This is a genomic window from Lentzea aerocolonigenes (genome assembly GCF_000974445.1).
Taxonomy (GTDB): domain Bacteria; phylum Actinomycetota; class Actinomycetes; order Mycobacteriales; family Pseudonocardiaceae; genus Lentzea; species Lentzea aerocolonigenes.
Map to the genome: position 1 here is coordinate 149,280 of NZ_BBOJ01000021.1, position 21,608 is coordinate 170,887.

Annotated in this window: 15 protein-coding genes and 1 pseudogene; 7 read left to right on the forward strand and 9 right to left on the reverse strand. The window is 70.6% G+C overall.

The genetic code is table 11. The features are described from left to right. The first annotated feature begins 28 nt into the window (after nt 1-28). Both AOM45_RS35670 and AOM45_RS35675 read left to right on the forward strand, forming a co-directional pair. Entirely contained in the window at nt 29-2,332 is a 2,304-nt protein-coding gene (locus tag AOM45_RS35670; RefSeq protein ID WP_030468539.1) for a beta-L-arabinofuranosidase domain-containing protein, read from the forward strand. A 114-nt stretch (nt 2,333-2,446) separates the two neighbouring features. Continuing rightward, the gene (locus AOM45_RS35675; RefSeq protein WP_156093899.1) at nt 2,447-3,526 is read left to right on the forward strand and encodes an alpha/beta hydrolase; all 1,080 of its coding nucleotides are present in this window, start codon (nt 2,447-2,449) and stop codon (nt 3,524-3,526) included. Here AOM45_RS35675 and AOM45_RS35680 read toward each other — a convergent pair. The 4 genes and pseudogenes from AOM45_RS35680 to AOM45_RS53885 all read right to left on the reverse strand — a co-directional run. Beyond that, nucleotides 3,510-5,516 (reverse strand): discoidin domain-containing protein, encoded by a 2,007-nt coding sequence (locus AOM45_RS35680; protein ID WP_201780122.1) that lies wholly within the window; start codon nt 5,514-5,516, stop codon nt 3,510-3,512. The genes AOM45_RS35675 and AOM45_RS35680 overlap by 17 nt on opposite strands. A gap of 55 nt (nt 5,517-5,571) precedes the next feature. Beyond that, on the reverse strand, nt 5,572-6,693 hold the full coding sequence (locus AOM45_RS53150; RefSeq protein WP_030468542.1) for a M20/M25/M40 family metallo-hydrolase: 1,122 nt from the start codon (nt 6,691-6,693) through the stop codon (nt 5,572-5,574). Next, nucleotides 6,690-7,277 carry a pyridoxal-phosphate dependent enzyme gene (locus AOM45_RS53595; RefSeq protein ID WP_253728365.1) on the reverse strand — a complete coding sequence of 196 codons (588 nt, stop codon included), beginning with the start codon at nt 7,275-7,277 and terminating at the stop codon, nt 6,690-6,692. Before AOM45_RS53595 ends, AOM45_RS53150 begins: the two co-directional genes overlap by 4 nt. Nucleotides 7,278-7,320: 43 nt before the next feature. Then, nucleotides 7,321-7,719 (reverse strand): annotated as a pseudogene (locus tag AOM45_RS53885) (pyridoxal-phosphate dependent enzyme); the annotation flags it as partial. Nucleotides 7,720-7,800: 81 nt separating this feature from the next. On the opposite strand from AOM45_RS53885, the gene AOM45_RS35695 reads away from it, so the two are divergent. Continuing rightward, complete coding sequence (locus AOM45_RS35695; RefSeq protein ID WP_030468543.1) at nt 7,801-8,670, forward strand: LysR family transcriptional regulator; 870 nt, start codon at nt 7,801-7,803, stop codon at nt 8,668-8,670. 1 nt (nt 8,671) lies between these two features. Here the strand turns inward: AOM45_RS35695 and AOM45_RS35700 are convergent, their stop codons facing one another. Next, nucleotides 8,672-9,148, reverse strand: coding sequence for a hypothetical protein (locus AOM45_RS35700; protein WP_201780124.1), 477 nt, complete (start codon nt 9,146-9,148; stop codon nt 8,672-8,674). A gap of 361 nt (nt 9,149-9,509) precedes the next feature. Between AOM45_RS35700 and AOM45_RS35705 the strand changes: the two genes are divergently transcribed. From AOM45_RS35705 to AOM45_RS35720, 4 genes are all read left to right on the forward strand, one after another. Then, complete coding sequence (locus tag AOM45_RS35705) at nt 9,510-11,432, forward strand: alpha-L-fucosidase (protein ID WP_030468545.1); 1,923 nt, start codon at nt 9,510-9,512, stop codon at nt 11,430-11,432. Between the two features lie 26 nt (nt 11,433-11,458). Next, complete coding sequence (locus AOM45_RS35710) at nt 11,459-12,886, forward strand: RICIN domain-containing protein (protein WP_030468546.1); 1,428 nt, start codon at nt 11,459-11,461, stop codon at nt 12,884-12,886. A gap of 131 nt (nt 12,887-13,017) precedes the next feature. Further along, entirely contained in the window at nt 13,018-14,283 is a 1,266-nt protein-coding gene (locus tag AOM45_RS35715; RefSeq protein ID WP_030468547.1) for a vanadium-dependent haloperoxidase, read from the forward strand. Between the two features lie 153 nt (nt 14,284-14,436). After that, complete coding sequence (locus AOM45_RS35720; protein ID WP_030468548.1) at nt 14,437-17,172, forward strand: AfsR/SARP family transcriptional regulator; 2,736 nt, start codon at nt 14,437-14,439, stop codon at nt 17,170-17,172. Between the two features lie 33 nt (nt 17,173-17,205). Here the strand turns inward: AOM45_RS35720 and AOM45_RS35725 are convergent, their stop codons facing one another. The 4 genes from AOM45_RS35725 to AOM45_RS35740 all read right to left on the reverse strand — a co-directional run bounded on the left by AOM45_RS35725 (nt 17,206) and on the right by AOM45_RS35740 (nt 21,593). Next, nucleotides 17,206-17,685 carry a YbaB/EbfC family nucleoid-associated protein gene (locus AOM45_RS35725; RefSeq protein WP_030468549.1) on the reverse strand — a complete coding sequence of 160 codons (480 nt, stop codon included), beginning with the start codon at nt 17,683-17,685 and terminating at the stop codon, nt 17,206-17,208. After that, nucleotides 17,682-18,620, reverse strand: coding sequence for a hypothetical protein (locus tag AOM45_RS51945; protein WP_030468550.1), 939 nt, complete (start codon nt 18,618-18,620; stop codon nt 17,682-17,684). Before AOM45_RS51945 ends, AOM45_RS35725 begins: the two co-directional genes overlap by 4 nt. Continuing rightward, on the reverse strand, nt 18,617-18,937 hold the full coding sequence (locus AOM45_RS35735; RefSeq protein ID WP_156093900.1) for a hypothetical protein: 321 nt from the start codon (nt 18,935-18,937) through the stop codon (nt 18,617-18,619). The genes AOM45_RS51945 and AOM45_RS35735 overlap by 4 nt, the downstream gene beginning before the upstream one ends. A 157-nt stretch (nt 18,938-19,094) precedes the next feature. Next, nucleotides 19,095-21,593: a hypothetical protein gene (locus AOM45_RS35740; RefSeq protein ID WP_030468552.1), complete on the reverse strand. Its 2,499-nt coding sequence runs from the start codon at nt 21,591-21,593 to the stop codon at nt 19,095-19,097. Between the last annotated feature and the right edge of the window lie 15 nt (nt 21,594-21,608).

Consider the following 21,608-nt stretch of genomic DNA (forward strand, 5'->3'; position numbering starts at 1 on the left):
CGTTTCGCCGAGCAACTGGAGCATCGCCATGTCCTCACCGTTGAGTCGACGCAGGCTCTTCCAGGCCGCGGGCGTGGCCGCCGTCGCGACCGCGGCGCCGTCCCTCGTGGCAGGTTCGGCCCAAGCCGCAGTACCTCCCGCGCGGGGCGACGCGGGCGTGTCGGCCTTCGCGTTCGACCTGTCCGAGGTGCGGTTGACGGCGGGCCGGTGGATGGACAATCAGAACAGGACGTTGGCGTACCTGCGGTTCGTCGACGTCGACCGGTTGCTCTACAACTTCCGCGCCAACCACCGGCTGTCGACCAACGGCGCCGCGGCGCTGGGCGGGTGGGAAGCGCCGAACTTCCCGTTCCGCACCCACAGCCAGGGGCACTTCCTCACGGCGTGGGCGCAGGCGTGGGCAGTGCTGGGCGACACGACGTGCCGGGACAAGGCGAACTACATGGTCGCCGAGCTCGCCAAGTGCCAGGCGAACAACGCGGCTGCCGGGTTCAACACCGGGTACCTGTCGGGTTTTCCGGAGTCGGACTTCGACGCGATGGAGGCCGGTTCGCCGAAGTCCGTGTCGTACTACTCGCTGCACAAGACGCTCGCCGGGTTGCTGGACGTGTGGCGGTACATGGGCAGCACCCAGGCGCGGGACGTGTTGCTGCGCTTCGCCGGGTGGGTGGACTGGCGCACGGCCCGGCTGTCCTACGCCACGATGCAGCGGGTTCTCGGCACCGAGTTCGGCGGCATGAACGCGGTGCTCGCCGACCTGTACCAGCAGACAGGTGACTCCCGCTGGCTCACCGCGGCCCAGCGGTTCGACCACGCGTCGGTGTTCGACCCGCTGGCCGCCAACCAGGACCGGCTGAGCGGCCTGCACGCCAACACGCAGGTGCCGAAGTGGATCGGCGCGGCCCGCGAGTACAAGGCGACGGGAACGACCCGTTATCGCGACATCGCCCTCAACGCCTGGAACATCACCGTTGGCGCGCACACGTACGTCATCGGCGGCAACAGTCAGGCCGAGCACTTCCGCGCGCCCAACGCCGTCGCTTCCTACCTCAACACCGACACGTGCGAACAGTGCAACACCTACAACATGCTCAAGCTGACCCGTGAGCTGTGGCTGCTCGACCCGGACAAAGCGTCCTACTTCGACTTCTACGAGCGCGCCCTGCTCAACCACCTGATCGGCGCGCAGAACCCCGCGGACCCGCACGGCCACATCTGCTACTTCACCGGGCTCAACCCCGGCCACCGGCGCGGCAACACCGGGCCCGCGTGGGGCGGCGGCAACTGGAGCACGGACTACGGCACGTTCTGGTGCTGCCAGGGCACCGGCCTGGAGACCAACACCAAGCTCGCCGACTCCATCTACTTCCACAACGGCACCACGCTCACGGTGAACCTCTACACGCCGTCGGTGCTGACGTGGTCGTCCCGCGGCATCACCGTCACCCAGACCACCACCTACCCGGCGAGCGAGACGACCACGCTCACCGTCACCGGCAACGCGGCCGGGTCCTGGACGATGCGGCTGCGCATCCCCGCGTGGACCACAGGCGCGACCATCAGCGTGAACGGCGCCGCGCAGAACGTCACCGCCACGCCCGGCAGCTACGCGGCCCTGACGCGGACGTGGGCGTCCGGCGACGTGGTGACGCTGCGCCTGCCGATGCGCGTGACCGCCCAGCCCGCCAACGACAACACCGGTGTCGTCGCGCTGGCCTACGGCCCGGCCGTGCTGGCGGGCAACTACGGCAACACCAGCCTGTCCGCGTTGCCCTCGCTGGACGTCGGCTCCGTCACCCGCACCAGCACGTCGTCGCTGGCGTTCACCGCGAAGGCGAACGGCGCGCAGGTGAACCTCGGCCCGTTCCACGACGCGCACGGCTTCAACTACACGGTCTACTGGAACACCTCCGGCCCGAGCTACCGGCTGGTCAACGCCGGCACCGGCATGGTGCTGGGCATCCAGAACATGTCCACAGCGGACGGTGGCCTCGCCGTGCAGTGGCACGACAACGGCACGGCCGACCACAACTGGCAGCTGATCACCGACGGGTCCGACGTGCGGCTGCGCAACCTCAACAGCGGCAAGGTCCTCGGCGTCGAGAACATGTCCACGGCGGACAACGCCCGCGTCCTGCAGTGGTCGGACAACGGCACCGCCGACCACAGGTGGACGCTGATCCCGAACGGCGACGGCACCCACAAGATCCGCAACGCCAACAGCGGCAAGCTGCTCGGCGTCCTGAACGGCTCCGCCACCGCGGGTGCGCAGATCGTGCAGGACCCGGACAACGGTTCGGCGGACAACCGCTGGCGGCTGGTCGCCAACTGAGACACTGTGTGAGCGCTCACTTCGGCCGTCTCGAATGGACGGTCGCTTGACTCCGGATGTCGATTTCTCCAGTGTTGTCGTTAACAGTTCCAGGTGACGCTGAAGGAGTCGTCGGTGCGATTGGCCCTGCGCGCGGCCAGCCTCGGGGCAGCGGCCGCCCTGCGCCTGCCGGACCCGGTGATCCGCGCGATCGTCGGCAGACCGGTGCAGGTCGAGGGGGCGCGGCTGAGTCCGACGGCCCAGCTGCTGATCGCGCTCGAACGGTTCGTGCCGCGGTCCGAACCTCTGGCGAACCCGGACATGGCAGCGGCCCGCAGGGACTACGACATCGTCTCGTCCGTGCTGCTCGCCGGTGCCGCCTCGGACGTCCGGGTGCACGACACCGTCGTGGACGGCGCACGCGGCCCGCTCGCGGCGCGGGTGTACAGCCCTCCCGGCACGTCCGGCCCGCTGCCCGTGCTGGTGTTCTTCCACGGCGGCGGCTTCGTGCTCGGCAGCATCACGAGCCACGACGGCGTCTGCCGCTTCCTGAGCCGGCACGGCGGCGTGCGGGTCGTGTCCGTCGAGTACTCCCTCGCCCCGGAGCACCCGTATCCGGCCGGAGTCGACGACGCGCACGCGGCGTTCCGGTACATCGTCTCGCACGTGGAACGCTTCGGTGGTGCCGAGGGCGTCGTGGGCGTCGCCGGTGACAGCGCAGGCGCGGCGCTCGCGGCCGTCGTGGCGCAACGGTGTGTCGACGAAGCGACGACGAAGCCCGCGTTCAACCTGATGCTCTACCCCGCAGTGGACGGGATGAGTCAGCACCGCTCGCGCGAGCTCTTCGCGAGCGGCTTCTTCATCGACAGCGACCTGCTCGCCTGGTACCGGACCTGCTACTCACCGGACGCCGAGCGGCTGTTCGAGCCGTACGCCTCGCCGTTGCGCGCTCCCGACCTCCGCGGACTCCCGCCGACCTGCGTGGTGACAGCGGGGTTCGACCCGCTGCGGGACGAGGGCGTCGAGTACGCGGACCGGCTGAGGGAGGCCGCGGTACCCGTGACCCACCTGCACCGCGAAGGGATGGTGCACGGGTTCGCTTCGTTCCTGGCGTGCGACAAACACGCTCGGCGCGCGATGCGGGACGCCGCGGCGGAACTGCGTCGCATGGCCGCCGCGGCCTGGTCGTCGAACCCGCTCAACCACCGATCCTGAGCTGCGCCGCCACGCTGGGTGTCCCGGCGATGTCGAGCGCGAACAACAGGTAGTTCCCCGGCGGCACGATCCCCGGATCAGCCGGGATCGCGACGCGGTGCGAGGTCGGCGAGACCACCGAGGACGTCAGCGGCACCCGCCGCTGGTCGTTGTCCACCGAGTGCGTCACCGAGCTCGTCCGCACCAGCGAGAAGCCTTTCACCGCACGGTCCGTGCCGACGGTGATCGTCGATCCACCGCTCGCCGCGGCCGGTGCGGAGGTGATCGCCGGACGGGGCTTGCGCGAGCCGTCGGCGTTGAGCAGGTACGGCGGCGTGAAGATCTGGCCGTCCGGGTGGTTGGTGGCGCACTTGCCGCACAGCCCACCTCCACCCGAGAAGACGGTTCCGTCGGGCAGCAGGTTCGCCACGCTGTGGTAGTTGCGCGGGGTCGCCATCGCGGCGAGCGCGGTGAACCGGCCCGTCGCCGGGTTCCACAGTTCCGGCACCAGCACGGAGGTCTCGTCGGAGAACGGCACGGGGTAGCTCTGCCCGCCGATCACCACCACCGTGCCGTCCGGCAGCACGACGCTGTTCGAATAGGCCCTCGCCGCGGCCATGTCCGAGGTCCGGCGCACGGACGGTGTGCGTCCCGTGATGTCCACGGCGTGCGCGGCCTTCGTGGCATCGGCCTTCTCGTAGGCGGGAGCTCCGCCGACGGTGAGGATCTTGCCGATGTCGTACATGACCGCGTTGCCGTTCATCGCGTCCCGGCTGTCGCCACGGGTGCCCGCGTCGACCACCTTGCCCCGGCCCGCCGTCTCGATCCAGTTCATCCTCGCGCTCGGCCCCGCGTGGAAGACCTTTCCGCCACCGGCCGCGAAGAGCCAGGCGTGGTTGTCGGCGCGGTACACGCCCGCGGGGTCGGCGGTCAGGAACGGCGTCGACGGCACGTCCGGCAGCGACCTCCACGTGTTCGTCGCGGGCGAGTACAGCTCGCCCGCCTTGGCCTTGCGGCCACCGGACCACGAACCGCCGACGGTGAACACCTCGCCCGTGGACAAGGTCGTCTGGCCCTGGTAGCCGCGGCCGACGGTCATGTCCGGCGCGCTGGACCACGTGTCGGTGCGCGGGTCGTAGATGCTCGTCTTCGTGGCGTTGCTGCCGCCGGTGACGAGGATGCGGCCGTCGGCCAGCATCGACGTGCCGGGGCAGAACATGTCGTGCCCGGTGTTGTCGACCCGGCGCCCGCTGACCTGGCCCGTGGCGAGGTCCATGACCGCGGTCTGGGTGTACCCGTTGGCACCGCCGAACTCGTTGGCCGCGTAGGCGGACCACATGAGGAGCTTGTTGCCGGGCAGCAGCGCCGATGCCGCCGGCACGATCGGCAGCCCGATCGTCGGGCCCCAGGCGCCGGTCACGCTCGGGTTGCCGGTCACCGGCGGCGGCAGGCCGGGGTCGCCCAGCAGGTCGATCTCCGCCGCGCTCGCCCACGGACCGCGCTCGCCCGCCTCGGACAACGCCACCAGCCGCACGTACCGCGCGCTGCTCACCGCGAAGCCGATCGTCTTGACGGCCTCGTCGTCGGCCATCGTGCCCGTCACGACCGGTGCGTCCCAGGTGGTGCCGTCCTGGCTCAGCCGGATCTCGTACCGGCCGATCCTCCCGTTGGCGCGGCCGGTTCTCGGCGTGTAGACGAGTCCGGACACGCGCCGCACCTTGCCGGTGTCGATCGTCAGCCACTGCGGCAGCGACGACGCCGTCCTCCACCGGCTGTGCCAGATCGTCGCCCGGTCCCCGTCCAGCACCCGCGCGGGCTCGTTGCCCGCCTCGTCACTGCTCGCCGTGGCGACCCAGCCGTCCCTCGGCAGCTTGGCCGCGGCGGGAACCATTGCGGCGGCGGCGATGTCCACGTGATGGCCGTGCTCCGGCTCGAGCAGGCGGGGCACGACGGCCACGCCGATCACCATCAACCCGACGCAGACGGGCGTTGCCAACGATCTTCGCTTCACGCCTGCAGACCGTATCTTGATCTTGCCTGCGCAAGTATCGGCCGTTCGGACTTGATCATGCCGACGAACAGAACGTTCGCGCGAGTCCGGTGAGGACGGTCGCGGCCGTGCTGGTGCCCGAGAGGCTGACCCACTCCACGTCGGCGTGCGCTCCTTCGCCTTCCGGTCCGTAGAGGACGGTCGGGATGCCCGCGTCGGCCAGGAAAGCCGAGTCGGCCCAATAGGACATGGGTGCCGCGGTCGTGCCGGAACCGGCCGCGTCCAGCAGCATCCGCACGATCGGCTCGGAGTGCGGTGTCTCCATCGCGTTGCGGTGCAGGACGGTCCGCGCGGTGACCTCGAGACGCGGGTCGGCGGGCCGGCACCGTTCGAGCAGGTCGGCCACGTCGGCCTCGACGCGGTCGAGCGTCTCGCCGGGCAACGTGCGGCGTTCCACCGTGAACACGCACCGGTCGGGAATGGTCGACTCCTCGGTGCCGCCGGAGATCAGCGACGCGTGCAGGTTTCCCGGGCCCAGGAACGGATGCGGCCTGTCGCGCAGGTGCCGGTCCAGCTCGTCGAACGCGACGAGGTGGTGGCCCGCGGCCAGGATGGCGTCGGCGCCGAGGTGCGGCCGTGAGCCGTGGGCGGCGACGCCGGTGACGGTGACCTCGGTCCAGACGAACCCGCGGTGGGCGGTGCCGACCTGCCGTTCGGTGGGCTCGGTGACCACGGCGGCGTCGATGCCGGCGAGGTCGAGGTGCGCGAGGACGTCCTGGATGCCGAGGCTCGCGACCTCCTCGTCGGCGACGGCCGCGACGACGACCTCCCCGTCGATCCCGGAGCGGGACGCGTCGCGGCAGGCGATGAGAGCGGCGGCGAGGCCTGCCTTCATGTCGTAGGCGCCGCGGGCGTAGAGCCGGTCGCCCTCGACGCGAGGGACGAGCGCGCCCGCGAGCCCGACGGTGTCGAGGTGACCGCACAACAACAACCTGCGGCCACCGGTGTCTCGTCCGCCGCGCAGCACGACGCTGGGCCGTCCGGGAGTGCTCTCGACGATCTCGGTGCGCAGCCCCTCGGCTCGTCCCCAGTCTGCGACGAAACGGGCGATCTCCGTTTCACCGGCGCCGGACGGGTCCAGGCCGGGGTTGACCGAGTCGATGCGGACCAGTTGCTCCAGCAGTTCGCGAACGGTCATCGGAGGCGTCCTTCCGTACTCAGCAGGACCACGACGGCGTCGTCGTCCAGGGCGAGTGCGGCCCGCCGCCCCGGATCGGTGAGGGCGGCACGAAGTCCCGCCAGGGTGGCCGCGCCGCTCGGCCCCGAGGACACACCCCGCCGATCGAGGTCCTCGACGGCTCGCAGTGCTTCGTCGTCGGTGACCGCCACGGCCGCGTCGCACCCCGCGTGCAGCACGGGCCACGCCGCACCGGAGACGGTGCCGCAGTTGAGGCCCGCCATCACCGTCGCCGCGGTCGGCACCGTCACGGGCCGTCCCGCCGACAGGCTCGCCACCAGGCACGCGGCGGTGTCGGGTTCGACCGCGAGAACGCCGGGGTGGCGCGCGCCCGGACGGCGGTGGTGCCGCACGACCGCCTCGGCCAGCGACCCGACCCCGACCGGCACCACCACGAGGTCCGGCAGGCCGCCGAGCTCGGCGTCGATCTCCTCCAGCAACGTCCGGTAGCCCTCCACGATCCAGGCGGGCACCTCCTCGTAGCCGTCCCACGCGGTGTCCTGGACCAGCGCCCGGCCGGGCTGCTCCGAGGAACTCCGCGGCACGCCGGACCGCCGCGTCGTAGTCGCCGTCCACCCGCACGACCTCCGCGCCCTCCCCCGTGATGAGGGCGGCGGTGCCCGCGAGCGTCACCTCCGGCACGAACACCGTTGCCCCGACACCGAAGTGCGCCGCCATGCGGGCCACCGCGCGACCGTGGTTGCCGTCGGTCGCGGTCACCAGCGAGACGCCGGGCTGCCGCGCGAGCACCTGGTGACACGCCCAGGACGCGCCGAGCACCTTGAACGCCGGCAGCCCGAGCCGCGCCGACTCGTCCTTCACCAGGACCCGGCCGACCCCGAGCTCGGCGGCGATCTCGGGGACGGGCACCAGCGGTGTGGGCGCGTAACCCGGCAACGACCGGTGGAACGCCTGGGCGTCGCCCGGTGCGAGCGGGGCGGTCCAGTCCCGGGCGGCCGGCGAGCAGTACCAGTTCATGCCGTCCATCGTCAGCGTGCCGACTCATCAGGTCCAGCGCGGAATCAAGCACGATAACGTGAAGCAAACCTGATGCTTCGAGGAGCCGCGATGCTCGATCTCCGCCGCCTGCGCCTGCTGCGCGAGCTCGCCCGCCGCGGCACCATCGCCGCCGTGGCCGAGGCGTTGTCGTACAGCCCTTCCGCTGTCTCCCAACAGCTCGCCGCGCTGGAGAAGGAGACGGGCGTGCCTCTGCTGGAACCGGCCGGGCGCCGGGTCCGGCTCACCGCCGCGGCCGAGCTCCTCGTCACGCACACCGAGGTCCTGTTCGAGGAGGTGGAACGAGCCGAGGCCGCACTCGCCCAGTCGCTCGGCGAGACCGTCGGCACGCTGCGCGTGGCCGCCTTCCAGACCGCCGTCCTCACCCTCGTGCCGAACGCCCTCACCCGGCTGGAACAAGATCACCCCGGGCTGCGCGTCGAGGTGACCGAGCTGGAACCCGAGGTCGCCCTCCCCTCGCTGCTGGCCGGGCAGTTCGACGTCGTCCTCGGCGAGGAGTACCCGGGACACCCGCTGCCCCGCCCGCGCGAAACCGAGCGGCACGACCTGCTCACCGACGAGCTCCGCCTGGTCACCCCGGCGAGCTGGAGCCGGCGGCCGCTGACCGGGCTCGCGTCCCGCCCGTTCGTGATGGAACCGGTCGGCACCACCGCCAGGGAGTGGGCGACCACGGTGTGCCGGCAGGCGGGCTTCGAGCCGGATGTCCGTTACACCTCAACGGATCTCCAGGTCCACCTGCGATTCGTGGAGCGCGGCCTCGCGGCGGCTCTGCTGCCCGACCTGGCGGGCGCCGGGGACCGGCACGCCGTGGTGGCGCGCCGGCTCCCCGGACGTCCGGAACGACAGATCTTCGCCACGGTGCGCCGTGGCGCGGCCGGTCAGCCCAAGATCCAGGCTTTCACGTCCGCCCTGCGGACGTGACTCACACGGCGAAGAACGTCCGCGAAGTGTCCGGAACCGACGTGCTGACGCCGTTGGTCGTGTCGGTCAGCAGGATGTTCGTGTAGGTCACGCTCGCGAGAACGAGCCGCTGGCCGTTCGGGCAGCTGAAGCTACCGGCGGACGGCGGTCCCGCGGTCAGGCTCGCCCGCACGCGGCCGTTCTTGACCTGGAACGTGCCGTTGGCCGACACCTCGGAGTTGATCGTTTCCTTGTTGGCGGCCTGCGGGTGGTTGCCGCCGCCGTTGATGCACGCGAAGACCGCCGTGGCGTCGGCGGTGAGCACGTAGTCGACGTTCTCGTTCCCGAGACCTCTCTCGTCGAACGAGACGGTCAACGCACCGGATCCCGTGACGGTGCCCGTGGCCGAGTGGAACTTCGGGGCGGCCGCCCCCGCGGTCGGAGTCGCCAGGAACAGGGCGGTGACGACTGCCACCAGAACGATGATCAGCTTGCGCATGTGCGTCTTCCTTCAAGGACCCCCGGATGTTTCGGTCGCCGCCGAACGCAGGCTACGACCGCCGCACGGGCTGCCGGGAGGGTCGTTCGCCCTGTTCACGGCACGAAGTCCCGCGGTCGCACGGAAGGCATCACGCCACAGTGGAGGGTGACGGGTCCACTCGGGACTTCCCGCACACGGCCGCACCTGACGGCCACAGACATCCGATCAATCATTGCCGACGTCGACCGAACAAGGTCGAACAAAGTCTTGTCGAAGAACTCATTCGATGCGAATGTCTCGCGCCAGGGACCAACCGGACAGGCCGGCCACCTGCCGGGAAGGCCCCTGGGCACAAGCCTTCATTGATCGGAGGTCTCGGATGCCCGAAAGCGTCAGTCGCCGAAGTCTGATCGCTGGGACAGGAGCAGCCGTCATCGCCGCCACCACGACCTCGCACTCCCCCGCACAGGCCGCCACCGCACTGCCGCTCGTGCCGCTGCGCATCCCCGAGGTCGACCTGGGCGTCGAGCAGCAGTCCGACGAGAAGGTCCGCTGGCTGCGGGACGCCAAGCTCGGCCTGTTCCTCCACTGGGGTCCGTACGCGGGCCCGGCCAGGGGCGAGTGGTACATGCACAACGCGCCCGTGACGCCGGAGAACTACCGCAAGTACGTCACCGACGCCACCAGCCAGCAGTTCACCGCGAGTTCCTACAACCCGGCCGACTGGGCGCAGCTGGCCAAGGACATGGGCGCGCGGTACACCGTGCTGACCGCGCGACACCACGACGGGTTCGCGTTGTTCCCGAGCGCGCACCCCAACTCGTGGACCTCGGCGCAGGCCCCGCTGAACCGGGACCTGGTCGAGGACTACGTGGCCGCGGTGCGGGCCGCCGGGCTCAAGGTCGGCCTCTACTACTCGCCGATCAACTGGCGCTATCCCGGGTACTACGACGTCACCGGCACCAACTGCGCTCCGAACCCGTGGAACTACACGACCGATGCCGCTCACGAGGAGAACGCGCGGATCATGAAGAACGAGGTGTACCAGCAAGTCCGCGAGCTGGTCACCCGGTACGGCGTGATCGACGACCTCTGGTGGGACGGCGGCTGGATCGCCGAGCAGGGCACCGACGCGGACGGCGCGTTCTTCTGGGAACCGGGCCAGTACCGCGACGCCGCCAACCAGTGGCCGGTCGACGCCGCCCACAGCGAGACCGACGCCAGCGGCACACCGCTCGGCCTGACCGGGTTGGTGCGCAAGCACCAACCGGACATCGTCACCACCTCGCGGTCCGGCTGGATCGGCGACTACACCAGCGAAGAGGGCGGTTCGGTGCCCAGCGGCCCGATCCGGACGGGCGCGGTCACCGAGAAGTGCTTCTCCGCGGGCGGGGCCTGGGGCTACACCGGTGACAGCGCGATGTCGTACGGCGACACCATGAACGTCCTCGTCAACGCGTGGGTCCGCGACATCACGTGCCTGGTCAACGTCGGCCCCGACCGGACCGGAGTGATTCCGCCGAGCCAGGCAGCGCTCATGCGTCAGATCGGCACGTACATGTCGATCTACGGCAGCTCGGTCTACGGCACCCGCGGCGGCCCGTGGGAGCCCGTCGCCGGCCAGTACGGCTTCACCAGCAAGGACAACACCTTCTACGTGCACCTGCTGCCCGGCTGCAGCGGCACCACGTTCACCACCCCGTCGATCGGTGACGCGCGGGTGAGCAGCGTCTTCGACGTCGCAACGGGATCGGCGCTGTCGTTCACGGTGAGCTCCGGGCAGATCACGATCACCGGCATCGACCGCACCCGCCACCCGCAGGACAGCGTCGTCGGGGTCGTGCTCGACCGGTCCGTGCGGCCGGCCGACGTCGCGGCGGGCAGGACCGCCACGGCCAGCAGTGAGGAGACGAGCAAGGGCAACACCGCGGCGAAGGCCGTCGACTCGTCCACCTCGACCCGCTGGTGCGCGAACGACGGGAACACCGGCCACTGGCTCGCGGTCGACCTCGGTGCGACGAAGCCGATCACCGGAGCGCGCATCGCGTGGGAGCTCGACGCCGCCAACTACCGTTACCGCATCGAGGGTTCGACCGACAACACCACCTGGACGACGCTCTCCGACCAGACCACCACGACGAGCACCGGCCAGGTCCGGACGGCCGTGTTCACCGCGCAGGCGCGGTACGTGCGGGTGACTGTCACCGGGCTGCCGTCCGGGGGCTGGGCCTCGATCCGCGCGTTCGAGGTCTACGACCGGCCGTTCGCCGCCAACCAGGACTGGCGAGTCGTCGGCCGGTAACACGCACACATCCGGAGGGACCAATGATGTTCCGCAGGTTCGCCGTGGCCGCCGCCACGGTCCTCCTGTCCTCGCTGGTGATCACCTCGGCCTCTGCCGCGCCGGTGGTCATCACGAACGCGACCCAGTTCACCGACACCACCGGGGCCGTGGTGCACGCCCATGGCGGAGGTGTGCTCAAGGTCGGCGCCTACTACTACTGGCTCGGCGAGAACCGCAATCCCGACAACACGTTCAAGGCCGTTTCGGTCTACCGCTCGACCGACCTGAAGACCTGGGAGTTCCGCGCCAACGCGCTGACTCAGTCGAGCGCCGCGGAGCTGCAAACGGCCAACATCGAACGGCCCAAGGTCATCTACAACCCCGCCACCCGCAAGTTCGTCATGTGGATGCACAAGGAGAACGGCAAGGACTACAACGAGGCCCGCGCCGCGGTCGCCGTCTCCGACACGATCGACGGCAACTACACGTGGCTGGGCAGCTTCCGCCCGCCGAGCGGCACGACGTCGCGTGACCAGACGCTGTTCGTCGACGACGACGGCACCGCATACCAGATCACCGCGACGGCCGACAACGCCGACCTGAGCATCTTCCGGCTCAACGCCGACTTCACCGGTTACGCCTCCCTGCTCGCGAACCCGTGGCCCGGCCAGTTCCGCGAGGCACCGGCGTTGTTCAAGCGCAACGGGGTCTACTTCATGCTGACCTCGGGCACCAGCGGCTGGAACCCGAACCAGCAGCGCTACGCCACCGCCACCAGTCTCGCCGGTCCGTGGACGGCGATGGCGGACATCGGCAACGCCACCACCTACGGCTCGCAGACGGCGTTCGTCCTGCCGGTCCAGGGCACGTCGGGCACCTCGTACCTGTACCTGGGCGACCGGTGGGGCAACTCGATCGGCGGCACCGTCAACGACTCGCGGTACGTCTGGCTGCCACTCGTCTTCCCCAGCAACAGCACCATGATCATGCCCTGGTACCCGCAGCTGTCGATCGACGTCGCGGCCGGCACGCTCACCGGTGTCGGCGGCGGGCCGTACTACAACCTGGTGGCCCGGCACAGCGGCAAGTGCGTCGACGTCACGAGCAACTCGGCCGCGGACGGCGCGACCGTCCTGCAGTACACCTGCGGCAGCGGGCTCAACCAGCAGTGGCGCCTGACCGACGCGGGCGGCGGGTACTTCCAGGTCATCGCGCAGCACAGCGGCAAGTGCCTCGACGTGTCCGACGCTTCCACCACCAACGGCGCCACCGTGCTGCAGTACCGGTGCGGCAGCGGCACCAACCAGCAGTGGTCGTTCCAGGACCAGGGCAGTGGGAACTACCGCCTGGTCGCCCGGCACAGCGGCAAGTGCCTGGACGTGTCGGACGGGTCCACCGCCAACGGCGTGAAGCTCATCCAGTGGACGTGCGGCAGCGGCACGAACCAGCAGTTCGCGCGCCGCGCAGTCTGAACCCGTGGCCGGGAAAGCTCTGCGTCCCAGGGCTTTCCCGGCCCGCCGTTCGTACCAGCCAGGTCACCCCCGGCGGCCGTCGCACAACCGCCGGAAGCACGACACGATGGGCCTTGTTGGGAGGCGAGGCCGTGAAGAAGTTCGTCCTGGCCCTCGTGTTCGGTGTGACCGCCGCCGGGGTGGGCGCACCCGCGGACGCCGAGCCGCGATCGGACGGCGTGCGGGTGTGGAACGAGCTCGCGCTGACCGCGGTGCGGGCCACCCGCGCCACCGACGCCGATGCGGCACGCACCTACGCGATGCTCAACGTGGCCCTCTACGACGCTGTCAACGGACTGACAGGAACACGCACGCACGCGCTGGTGCCCGGTCCAGGACCGCACGGCGCCGATGCCCGCGCCGCGGCCGTCGCTGCCGCGCACGCCGTTCTCATCCGGCTGGACCCCGGCCGGGCCGCCACCTACGACGTGCAACTGCGCACCGACCTGGACCGCCTGCCGGCCGGTCGTCACCGCGACGCCGGTGAGCGGTGGGGACGTGAGGTCGGCCAACGGGTGGTGGCCGCCCGTGCAGACGACGGTTCGACTCCGGTGCTGAGCCAGCCCGCGGGCACCGGGCCAGGGGTGTTCCGGGCCGAGTGGTCCGGCGTGCAGTACCGCGATGTGCGGCCGTTCGCCGTCCGCAACCCGTCCGCGTACGTTCCCGGTCCACCGCCCGCGCTGGGCAGCCTGGACTACGCCGCCGCCTTCGCGGAGGTCGCGCTCCTCGGTGACGCCGCGCTCCCCGCTCCAGACAAGCTCGCGACCTTCCAGTTCTGGTCGGTGCCGACCGGAACGGACCAGCCCGCCGGTGAGTGGGTCAAGATCGCGCTCACCGTGTCCCGCGACCGTTCGCCGGCCGACTCGGCGCGGTTGCTGGCGTTGCTGACGATGGCGCTGGCCGACAGCACGGTTCCGACCGTCGCGACGAAGTTCACCTACCGCCACTGGCGTCCTGCCACGGCGATCCGCGAGGCCGACACCGACGGAAACCCGTCGACGCAGCCGAACCCGGGCTGGACGCCGCGAGCGGGCGGCATCGGCGGAACACCGGAGTACCCGTCGGGGCACAGCTCCTACAGCGGTGCCGCGGCGGCCGTGCTGGCCGGGTTCTTCTGCGCGGACAACATCCGCTTCGCACACACCACGGACACCGCTCCCGACGGTCAGGCGCGCACCTACCCGAGTTTCTCCGCCGCCGCCGTCGAGGCCGGCCGGTCGCGGGTTTTCGGCGGGCAGCACTTCGAGTTCAGCGACCAGGCGGGTCTTGCCATCGGACGTGGCGTCGCGGCGGAGGTGCTCGCCACGCGGCTGCTCAAACGGACCGGACCCACCCACCACGGTGAGTGTCCACTGTAGACGTTCTGGCTACGGCGACCCGCCCGGTTCACCCCCCAGGTCCCCCCTGCCCCGACGGGCCGCCGCGAGGACCACGATGGCGGACCGGCGTTCAACAAGCGTGTCATCAACGTGGAATCGCCTGCTCAGAAGCGGTATGCAGGAAGGGGGGTGATGGCGGTGGAGCTTCGGGTGCTGGGGGACGTCGAGGCGTGGATCGACGGCCGGCGGGTCGAGGTGGGGCACGCGCGTCAACGGTGCGTGCTCGCGGTCATGGCGCTGGAAGCCAACCGCGTCGTCACGGTGGACCAGCTGCTGGACCGGGTGTGGTCCGCGCAGCTCCCCCACCAGGGCCGGCAGGTCGTGCGCACGTACGTGTCCAGGCTGCGCCGGCTGCTGGCGCCGGGCGGAGTGGAGATCGAACGGCGGCCGGGCGGGTACGTGCTGCTCACCGACCCGGACAACGTGGACGTGCACCGGTTCCACCGCCTGGTCACGCAGGCGCGTGCCGCCGGGGACGAGCGGGCGATCGGGTTGTTCGACCAGGCGCTGGCGCTGTGGTCCGGTGAGCCGTTCACCGGACTGGAGACGCCGTGGCTCGCCACGGTCCGCGCCGGGCTGGAGCGGGAACACCTCGCCGCGCGACTCGACCACGTCGACGTCGCGTTGCGCTGCGGCGAGCACACCCGGCTGCTGCCCGAACTGTCCACATTGGCCGGTGAGAACCCGTTGGACGAGCGGATCGCCGGCCAGCTGGTGCTGGCGCTGTACCGCGCGGGCAGACAGGCCGACGCGCTGGCGCACTACCAGCGCACCCGGCGGCTGCTCGCGGAGGAGCTGGGCACCGACCCTGGCCCGCAGCTGCGTCAGCTGCACCAGCGCATCCTCGGCGCCGACCCCACCCTGGCACCAGGGCCGGTTTCGTCCGTGGTGCCGCGGCAACTGCCCGCCGCGCCCTGGGCGTTCACCGGCCGCACCGACCACCTGGCCGCGCTCACCGCGGCACTCGACCACCGGGGCACCGTGGTGATCTCCGCGATCCGCGGCACCGGCGGGATCGGCAAGACGTGGCTCACGCTGGCGTGGGCGCACCGCCACCTCGACCAGTTCCCGGACGGGCAGCTGTTCGTGGACCTGCGCGGGTTCAGCCCGGACAGCGAACCGGTGGCACCGGCGGCGGCGGTGCGCGGGTTCCTCGACGCGCTGGGGGTGGAGCCCGATCGGCTGCCGTCCGACCCGCAGGCGCAGGTCGGGTTGTTCCGCAGCCTCGTCGCGCGCAGGCGGATGCTGATCGTGCTCGACAACGCCGCCGACGCCGAGCAGGTGACGCCACTGCTGCCCGGCGGGGACTCGTGCACGGTGGTGATCACGAGCCGCCGGACGCTCACCGGGTTGATCAGCAGGCACGGCGCGCTCCACCTGAGCCTCGACACCCTCAGCACCGCCGAGGCCCACGCTCTGCTGGTCCGGCGCCTCGGCACGTCGCGGATCGCGGCCGAACCGGAGGCGGTGGCCGACCTGGTCAGGCGGTGCGGCGGGCTGCCGCTGGCGCTGGGCATCATCGCCGGTCGCGCCCACGGCCACCCACACGTGCCGCTCGCCGAGTTCGCCGCGGACCTGCGCGACCTCGGGCTGGGCGCGCTGGAGGACGACGACCCCGCGACCGGCCTGCCGACCGTGCTGTCCTGGTCCCTGCGCGGCCTGACCACCGAGCAGCAGGTGGCGTTCGGCCTGCTCGGCGTAGCGCCCGGCCCGGACATCAGCCTGCTCGCCGCCGCCGCGCTGACCGGCCTGTCCGTCGCGCAGACCCGGAAAGTGCTGCGGGGTCTGGAAGAGGCGTCGTTGCTCGGCCGGAGCACGCACGGCCGCTACCGCATGCACGACCTCGTCCGCCGTTACGCCACGTCCCACCACGAGCTGCCCGATGACGTGCGGCAGGCGGCGCTGCGGCGCGTGATCGACTTCTACCTGCACACCGCCCACGCCGCCGACCACCTGCTGAACTACAACCACCCCGATCTTCAGCTGGACCCACCGGAGTGCCGGCCCCTCGAACTGCCCGACCTCGCGGCGGCACTCGCGTGGCTCGAGGCCGAACACGCCTGCCTGCTGGCCGCCCAGCACACCGCCGCCGTCCACGACTGGCACCGGGCGGTGTGGCAGCTGGCCTGGACCGTGAGCACCTTCCACACCCGGCGCGGACGCCTCCGCGACCGGCTCACCGTCTGGCAGGCCGGTCTGAGCGCGGCCGAACAGTTGAACGACCCGGCCTCCCGCGCGCTGGCCCACCGCCTCCTCGGCCTCGCGCACTCCGATCTCGGGCTGCACGACGAGGCGATCGGCCACCTGCGGAAGTCCCTGACCGTCGCCGAGCAGCACCAGGACGCCGTCAACCAGGCCCACACCCACCGGGTTCTGGGCCTGGCGCTGGAGAAACGGGACTGCCGGCGCGCGCTGGACCACGCCACCCGAGCGCTGGAGCTCTACCGCGGCATCGGCAACCCGGTGTGGGAGGCCTGCGCCCTCAACGACGTCGGCCTGTACGCCGGTCTGCTCGGCGACCACGACGAGGGACGAGCGCACTGCGAGGCCGCGCTCGTCCTGTTCCGCCGCCACGACGACCTGACCGGTGAGGCGGACGCCCTCGACAGCCTGGGCCACATCGCCCACCACGCGGCCCGCCACGACGAGGCGATCCACCACTACCAGCAGGCCCTGACGCTGCGCCGCCACCTCGGTGCCACGTACGGCGTCGCCGACATCCTCGACGGGCTGGCCAGCTCGCAGGCCGCGCTCGGGCGACGGAACCAGGCGCGGGCCGCGTGGTGCGAGGCGCTGGAGCTGTACCGGGACCAGGGACGTGACGAGGACGCGGACCGCGTCCAACGGCAGCTCGACGCCGTCAGGTGAGCTTCGGCGCGGAGTTGGCGCCGCCCGCCGCGTTCACCAGGGTTCTTCCTTGAGCCAGCTGTCCGGCGGTCCCTCTTCGGCGTGCTCACCGGTTCGTCTCGACGGCGCGTTGCCCCGCACGGGCAGGGCCAGCGCCACCGAGCCGACCTCGGGCGCGGGCAGCAGGAACGGCGGCAGCGCCCGGATCACGCCCTCGTTCTGCAGCTTCACGTACACCTCGCGCACCTGGTTCCGCGCGTCGGCGGTCGCCTGGCGCACGACGGCGGTGATCGCGTGCGCCAGGTCGTCCTGCTTGGCCTGCTTGGTGAGCGGCGACAGTTCGAGCCGCAGCAGCAGTCCTGAGTGGTCGACGGTGGCGCGCACGTCACCGTGTTCGGACTGCGCGGTGCCCGTGATCGCGGCGACCTGCTTCTCGGCCCACTCCCGCGCGTTCTGGCGGCGGTCGACCGCCGCCGCGCCCTCCTCGGACTGGGCGCGCAGCCGAGCCGCGCGCGCCTCGGCGTCCTCCGTCACAGGCCGGGCCGAGAGGGACCGCTGTCCGCTTCCTTCGGCTCCTTCACCAGGTCGTCGTGGCTGATCTTGCCCGACGGCTTGCGGCCGTCCTGGTGGAAGTCGTCCGGGTTGAACTTGTCGTCGGTGACGATGCGCGGCCGCGGCGGGTTGACCTCGGGCACCCCCGCGCCCGCCATGCTCTCGGCCACCGCGCGGAACCCCAGGCGGACCTTCTCCATCTGCCGGCGGGCGGTCTCGAGGATGTCGTCGCCCTTCCAGGGGAGCTCGCCGATGACCTCCTCCGTGCTGCTCGCCTCCAGCACGGTCGAGTTGACGCCGGCCGCACCGGTCTGCAGCGCGTCACCGACCGCGAGGGTGGCGATGAACGCGGCACCGGTACCCGCGGTCGCCGCCGCGACACCGATCGACACCGCCGCGGACGCGAGCGTGATCATGATCTTGGCTTCCCTGACCTCACCGGCCTGGACGCCCTTCTGCCCCGTGTCGACGAGGGTCAGCACGTCGTCGCGGAAGGCCGTGATCGACTTCTCGTAGGCCTGCATCGCGTACTTCGCGGCGCGGACGATGTCCCGCTTGCGGGCGAGCGCACCCTCGATGCTCGGCTGGCCGCGCAGGTACGAGCGGAAGCCGTCGGCGGCGTCGCCCTCCCAGTTCTCCAGGTAGAGGTCGATGTCGTTGAGCACGCCCTCGCAGAAGTCCTGGTCGATGTCGTCCGCGGCGAGGGACAGCAGCGAGATCTCCTGCCGCACGGCCTCCAGCGCCACGTCGACGTCGACGAACCGGGCGAACTTGGCGAACATCAGCTGGATGTCCTCCTTCGCCGTCGGGTAGCTCGCGTTCTTCTCCAGGTGGTCGGGGAAGAACCAGTCCTCCTGCTCGTCGAACTTCTTGCAGAAGTAGTCGGCGTGCTTCTGCATGTCACTGGCCCAGCTCACGGCAGCAGCCCTCCGAGCGTCCGCTGGTTGTCGTCGTCCGCGGCGATGTAGCGGTCGGCGACCTCGATCAGGGCCTCCTGCGCCAGTTCGAGGTTCTCCTTGTTCCTGGCGAACACGTTGAGGAGCATCGACCGCGCGCTGTACCACTCACCGGCCGCCTCGTAGACCTCGACGTCACCGGCGAAAGCCTGGCCGTCGAGCTGCTCGGTCTGGGCGATCTTGCCCCTGGCGGTGTGCGTGTGGTCGATGAGCTTGCCGATGTCGACCTTCGCGGTGTGCTTCAAGCCTTCTGGTTCGGCGTGGAACCCCGTTCCCACCATGCCCCCTTGCCGTCTCACTTGGTTTGACGACGTCAGGCTATGTCACCCGTTCGGGCGAAGATCACATAGTGTCGATCTGCTCACAAAGATCGCAAACCGATGATGAACGGCGCTTTCATCCGCCTCACAGGTGGACAAAAGCGCCGTTCATCGTTCAGGAGCGCCGGGTCACCTTGTTCGCCACCACGAGCGGGGCGAACTGGACCCAGTCGACGTTCGGTCCCCACGCACCGGGATTGCCGAAGGTGACCGCGCCGGACTGCGTGACCAGGTCGAGCGGCGAGGTCTCCAGCCAGAAGCCGTCCCACGTGTAGTTGTGGCGGTACCGCGCGGCCGTCGCCTTGCCGCCCGCCTCGGTGGCGACGAGCGACCGGTTGATGATGTCGGTGTTGTAGGGGTGGCCGGTGTTCTTGTCGGCCTGGGCGTAGGAGACGGTCAGGTTGTACTGACCGGCACCGACTCCGGTGCGCGGAACCGTCAGCGTGCCGTTGTTGCCGAGGTAGCCGACGTAGGAACCGCCGGACGCCCAGGGGCTCGACGCGATCGTCGCGCCGCCCGCGAGCTGACCGGCCTCCGCCTCGACGCGGACCGCGTTGCGGTCGGCCGCGGCTTCACGGGTGACCGTGAGCGTGCCGGTGGCGAGCGGAGGGCTGCCCTCGTTGGACAGCTTGACCTCCGTGACGCCCGCCTTCAGGTGCACGGTCGCGCTGGCGATCCACGCACCGGCGCCGGTGGTGGTCAGGTTGGCGCCGGTGGCCCTGCGGCCGGAGAGCGTGAGCCCGAGCTTGCTCGCGCCGGTCGTGGTCAAGGTGGTGTCGAGGCGGTAGTACCCGTCCTCGGCCGCGGACACGTACGTGGTGACGGACTCGCCCGCCCGCAACATCGCGCGGGAGCCGCGTGCTTCGGAGAGCGGGTAGACCGTCCTTTCCGGACCGGTGACCTCGGTGAGGTCGACGCGGTCGAGTGCGACGTCCGCCGAGCCGCCGAGGTAGCCGCCGGGACCGCTGGTGCGCAACGAGATCCGGTGCGTGCCCGCGGTGAGCTGGACCGGCGTGTCGTACCGGCCGCGGTAGGTCCAGCCCAGCGTCGCGGGCAGGGTCAGGTTCCGCACGTGGGCGTCGTCCACGTAGAGGGCCTGCTGACCGACGAACGCGTTGGTGCCGTAGAAGACGCCGAGCTTGTACGTGCCGGTGCGGGGCACGGTGATGTTGACCGTCACGCGGGAGTTGGGCTTGTTCATCGCGCCGACGTCCTTGCCGCCGGACGTGGTGTACTTCCAGCCCCCCGGGTCGATCTGGTCGAACACGCTTGCGTTCTCGACCGTGCCGTTCTCGGCCTCGTAGCTCGTCTGCCACGGCGCGTTCGCGACCGGTGCCGAACCCGAGGCCGGCGTGATGATCACCTGGTACGCGGCGAGCCGGTCGCCACCGGGCACCTTGACCGTCGCCGCGCCGTTCGTGACGCGGACCCGTGACGCCGCCACCACCGGCGGCTGGCCCGCGTCACCTTCGTAACCGCTCCAGCTGGTCTTGGAGATCCGCACGTCGACCTGGTCGCCGAACACCTTCCGGTCGATTCCGGTGAGCGCGACGTTCACGTCGTTGGCCGTGCCGCCGAGCAGAACGGTCGCCTTCGCGGCGTTCAGCGTTGCCATGCCCTGCAGGGTGTCCTTGACGTTCGGTTGCGGGGGCGTCACCTTGACCGTGTTGCCAGAAAGGTCGCCGTACCACTTCGTGAGCCACCAGCCGCCGTTGGCGCGACCCGCGCGCACGGCGTGGTCGCTGAGGTTGCCGGCCATGGACCAGAACGCCATGTGACCGTCCACTTTGGTGTCCTCCAGCATGGTGATCCACTGCACCATCTGGCCGGGCACCGAGGTGTCGCGCCGGTTCGAGTACTCGTTGATGACGATCTCGCGCGGCGAGATGCCGAGCTGCCGTTCCATCTCGCGGTAGTCCGCGTAGTTCTTGCGGTAGTACTGCAGCGAGTCCGGGCCGAGCTCGTGCCAGCTGGTCATCTCCGGCAGCACGTTGTTCGCCTTGGCGTAGGTGAGGAACTCACGCAGGTGGTCCGCGCGGTAATGGGTCTCACCGATGCCGGCAATGCGTGCGTTGGGCAGCACGGACTTCACCAGGCGGTAGATCCTGGTCCAGTCGGCGAAGAACTTCTGCTTCTTGTTCGCCCAGTCCGAGTACCAGATGCCGTCCGGCTCGTTGAAGATCGTCCAGACGAACCGGTCGCGGTCCGGGCGCTGGGCGACCTTCTCGAGCTGCGGCCGCAACCTCGCGGCGTAGTCGTCGATGCCCAGGTCCTCGTACGGCCACTTGCTGTACGCGTCCTGCGCGTAGATGTGCATGTCGGTGCCACCCGCGGCGAAGTAGCCGTCGGCGAGCTTCACCGCGTCGCCGTTGGGGTGCTGGTCCCCGTCCGGCGCCTTCTGGGAGATGCTGCGCGGCCGCATTCCCGCGACCAGGTCCTGCGACGGCACGCCTTCGTCGCCGAGACCGTAGAGCATGCCCGTGGCGCCGCCGTGGAACGCGCCCGTCGAGGAGGCGAGGTCCACGCGCAGGGTCTCGGTCGCGGCGACGGCGGCCGGTGGGGACAGGGTGGAGAGCGCTAGCGCGGCAACGACCGCGCAGGCAGGGATACGCATCGGAGCTCCGTTTCG

What these genes read in the sequence shown, in the direction of transcription:
- AOM45_RS35670 (WP_030468539.1), top strand. Translation starts at nt 29, where the DNA reads ATGTCCTCACCGTTGAGTCGACGCAGGCTCTTCCAGGCCGCGGGCGTG.
- AOM45_RS53150 (WP_030468542.1), bottom strand. Translation starts at nt 6,693, where the DNA reads ATGACCGTTCGCGAACTGCTGGAGCAACTGGTCCGCATCGACTCGGTC.
- AOM45_RS35695 (WP_030468543.1), top strand. Translation starts at nt 7,801, where the DNA reads ATGCTCGATCTCCGCCGCCTGCGCCTGCTGCGCGAGCTCGCCCGCCGC.
- AOM45_RS35700 (WP_201780124.1), bottom strand. Translation starts at nt 9,148, where the DNA reads ATGCGCAAGCTGATCATCGTTCTGGTGGCAGTCGTCACCGCCCTGTTC.
- AOM45_RS35705 (WP_030468545.1), top strand. Translation starts at nt 9,510, where the DNA reads ATGCCCGAAAGCGTCAGTCGCCGAAGTCTGATCGCTGGGACAGGAGCA.
- AOM45_RS35710 (WP_030468546.1), top strand. Translation starts at nt 11,459, where the DNA reads ATGTTCCGCAGGTTCGCCGTGGCCGCCGCCACGGTCCTCCTGTCCTCG.
- AOM45_RS35720 (WP_030468548.1), top strand. Translation starts at nt 14,437, where the DNA reads ATGGCGGTGGAGCTTCGGGTGCTGGGGGACGTCGAGGCGTGGATCGAC.
- AOM45_RS35740 (WP_030468552.1), bottom strand. Translation starts at nt 21,593, where the DNA reads ATGCGTATCCCTGCCTGCGCGGTCGTTGCCGCGCTAGCGCTCTCCACC.